The organism is Moorena sp. SIO3B2 (genome assembly GCF_010692525.1).
GTDB lineage: Bacteria > Cyanobacteriota > Cyanobacteriia > Cyanobacteriales > Coleofasciculaceae > Moorena > Moorena producens.
The window spans coordinates 1-2,994 of sequence record NZ_JAAHHE010000582.1 but is presented as its reverse complement, the minus strand read 5'-3'; the positions used below and the strand labels follow the sequence as shown (position 1 = coordinate 2,994).

Genomic DNA, 2,994 nt, shown 5'->3' with positions numbered 1-2,994 from the left:
ATAGCTGATAGCTGATAGCTGATAGCTGATAGCTGATAGCTGATAGCTGATAGCTGATAGCTGATAGCTGATAGCTGATAGCTGATAGCTGATAGCTGATAGCTGATAGCTGATAGCTGATAGCTGAATGCTTACCTGGGGTCAAACCTTGATTTTTCCTAGGCTGAAATGACGGAAATTCTTTCGATTATCCTAAAGTGACAGAACAGGGATATTACGATTAAGTCTCATTAATACCTGTATTAAATTAATAAGTTTATGGCAAAATTTGACCCAACTTTGAGCATGTAAGCCTATATAAAAACTGGACGGTGCGCGCCTCCCCAAGACCGCGCTGGATCACTTTTACCATCAATCCTATGTTCAAAACTCAAATACAAACGCTATATGAGTTGAATTAATGTGAAGAGGGATAAACCAAATTAGTACAGAAAGTGAAGAGGGATAAGGGACTTGCATGTAAAAAAAATACCAATTAAAGTAGGGTGGGCAAAGTTATCTTATCTAGAAGACTCATTTGAACCAAAATATTTTTGCCCACCCTACAAGCTATGTTCACAACTCAAATACAAACGCTATATGAGTTGAATTAATGTGAAGAGGGATAAACCAAATTAGTACAGAAAGGGATAGCCTGATATGGAGGTAACACTAATAACATGGATTATCAGTCTGACTTGCTTATTCCTAATCACATTTCTGATGTCAGTGCAACTTGTTGCTGTATTCAACCCTGGTGGTGAGTTGGCAATACTAAAAATACATGATAGTTAAGCTTACCATTTTGATCTTTAAATCTTTGATGAGCTTTAATTTGATACATTTGTGTTACTATATTATTGAACACTTCTTCATTCTTGGAATTCAGTTTACACAGTAGCCATAGTCTCGATTTTGTTGCGGGTAACTCCTCAAACCAATCTTCCATACTACCTTCTTTAAGTTTAGTTCTTGAAGAGGGTGGTCTAGGTGCTACTACAATTTCAGCAGAACCATGATCGTAGTGGAATAATGGTAAGGTATTTATCCAACTTTCTATAGCCCAAACCACAATGTCATCGTCTTTTTCATGTGTTTTAATCATGTGAACCATGCCTCGAAAATCTCGATGTAAATCAGCTCTGTAGTAGTTAGATAAACCATTAAATACTGCCAAACCGTACAAGAAAATTATGATTAAGGCAATGATAGTATTTCGATGCCAAACCTTGACTAAAGCTGATGCCAGGAGGATCAAAAAGTAGGGAACTGTAAATAGTAAGTATCGATCTAACCAAATTGAGAAGAAAAGATTAGAAGCTAAGAAAATTTGCATTACAGGTAGAAATCCCCAGGCTGCTACCCAAAGCGTTTTACTGGAATTTTCTTTCCTAAGTGCAGTAACTAAAGCTATACCTACCAAGATTATCAAGGATAAAGTGATTATTCTATAGACCCATATTAAACTATTATCTGGGTTTACATTATCTGCTAAAAAGGGTGGCAAAACTACAAATTCTCTCAAGAATCTGATGCAATTAACAATATTAGGAGATGGACGACTTTGTTGTACTGGGTCAGTTGAAAAATTCCTAGTCGCTGGGATTAGTTTTAACAGCAAAAGTGGAGACCAAACAACACACATGATTAGGAGCCATTTGGCAAACTTAATTACCACATTATATTGCCCACGAAACTTAATTATAACTAGGAATAAATCTGCAAAAATTAGAGTTACATTTAAGGGTAACGTTAAAATTGATATTAATCGAAATACTGCCCACCAAGCCATTGCAAAATTAGATGGACGCTCCAACACCTGAATCATAAATAAAGTACCCAATAGACCAGAGAATGTAGTTAACGAGTACATTCTTACCTGTTGAGAATGATAGACAAATAATGGAGAAAGAGTCAGTAAAATTGCAGCGATATATCCCTCTAGTTTAGAGCTTAAACGACAGCTAATTAAGTAGGTTAGAAAAATACTACCTATGCCAAAAAATGATGCTAAACTCCGCAACCAAGCATCGCTATTCCCAAATTTCATCCAGACACTGAGAAGTAGATAATAAATTGGGCGAATTAAATTTTGAGGTGGAAAACCTTTTCCTGTCTTAACATCTCTGACGCTGTAAAGCTCATCAATCCAAAGACTTTGCCTATCTATTTGGTGGTGATACAATATAAGAGCTGTTAACAGAATAAATAGTAGAGGAAGCCATCTTTTTATTGGACTAAATTTTTCATATAATCCTAGTATTGTTTTTATGATAAACTGCATAATAAACTGACCTCATTAAGAATCATATTATAGCAACGTAAGTCATGGTAAACGCATAAATTGGGTAGTAAATATAACCTAAATAAGTGATTAAATCAGTTTTTTTAATTCGAATAAATTCCATACTAAAGGAGTTTTTTTTGTTCAAATTCGTTGAATTTGAACAAAAATCAAAGGAGGATTGCGTACGCAACCATAATCTAGAGTACTCTCAAATCGACCAAGGGTAAAACGGCCAATAATTGAGCAATGTTTTGGGCTTATTGAGAATCAACAGGTTGATTAGATATTTATTATACTATTGTTGAATTATTGACTGTAATTTTTGATACAAATTTAGATGCGTTTACCCTGCAACGAAAGGTAAGCATTCAGCCGTGAGCTTTTAGCTCACGCTACTTGAGGTGCTGTCAGCCGTCAGCTTATTTTATTCAAAAGCACCTCTGCATCGCTTTGCGTCAATTCTTGTCCACTGTTCCCTGTTCCCTGTTCCCTGTTCCCGACTTCTGCAAGAAGTCTAATGTCTTGATGCAGTCTTGATATACCTACTGCATCAAGACTCCCTATTCCCTACTAATTGCCTTAAAACAGACTAGAACCGATACTTCTCTTCAGCACTAATCCTAAGCCCAGAAAGCCCAGAGCCAGTAGACCCTGAGACGACATCGGTTCAGGCACTGGCACTGCTAGAGGCAGTGGACCATTACCTGTCCCGGATTGCGTATCGTTCT

At 36.6% G+C, this 2,994-nt stretch carries 1 protein-coding gene; it reads right to left on the bottom strand.

Going from position 1 to position 2,994, the window contains the following annotated elements:
- Positions 1 to 727 precede the first annotated feature (727 nt).
- Complete coding sequence (locus F6K38_RS38310) at positions 728 to 2,263, bottom strand: glycosyltransferase family 39 protein (protein ID WP_287360177.1); 1,536 nt, start codon at positions 2,261 to 2,263, stop codon at positions 728 to 730.
- Positions 2,264 to 2,994 lie beyond the last annotated feature (731 nt).